We start from the raw sequence: 581 nt of genomic DNA on the forward strand, positions 1-581 counted from the left end.
GCCATCCGCTTACATTTCACTTCATGATCAGGACGTTCGCAAACAAGCAGCTTCGCGCATTATGGGAAACTGGAAAATCGCGTATCGATTCAAGGATGCATAAGCGCATCTTGCGTCGTTTGGATGCTCTGGATGCCGCATCGGTGGCGGAAGACATGAACTTGCCGGGGTTCGATTTCCATATCCTGCAGGGCTTCGCCCAACCGCGCTACACCGTCCATGTGAACGGACCCTGGTGCATCACTTTCGAATTCAGAGACGGTGATGCTTATGTCCTCGACTTCGAACAATATCACTAGGAGGCCACTATGGCTCGCAATCCTGATCGTTGCCCGACGCATCCGGGTGAAATCCTGCGGGAAGATGTGATCCCGGCCACGGGGCGGAGCAAGGCGGAACTGGCTCGCATGCTCGGGATTTCCCGGCAGCATCTCTATGACATCTTGTCTGAGCGCAAGCCGGTAAGCCCCGAAGTCGCCGTCCGGCTCGGCAAGCTGTTCGGCAACGAACCGCTCTTCTGGATCAGGCTGCAAGGTGCCTACGATGCATGGAACGCCGAACAGAACGTTGACGTCTCCAAT

The 581-nt window shown here is 55.9% G+C and carries 2 protein-coding genes; both read left to right on the forward strand.

Features of this window, described 5'->3' with window-relative positions; all coding sequences use genetic code 11:
* The first annotated feature begins 23 nt into the window (after positions 1–23).
* Positions 24–299 carry a type II toxin-antitoxin system RelE/ParE family toxin gene (locus V2L18_RS23420; RefSeq protein ID WP_336180769.1) on the forward strand — a complete coding sequence of 92 codons (276 nt, stop codon included), beginning with the start codon at positions 24–26 and terminating at the stop codon, positions 297–299.
* A gap of 9 nt (positions 300–308) precedes the next feature.
* Positions 309–581: HigA family addiction module antitoxin (locus tag V2L18_RS23425; protein WP_336180768.1), on the forward strand; the 273-nt coding region annotated here is incomplete at its 3' end.

The sequence above is a fragment of the Breoghania sp. JC706 genome, assembly GCF_037026715.1.
Lineage (GTDB): Bacteria > Pseudomonadota > Alphaproteobacteria > Rhizobiales > Stappiaceae > Breoghania.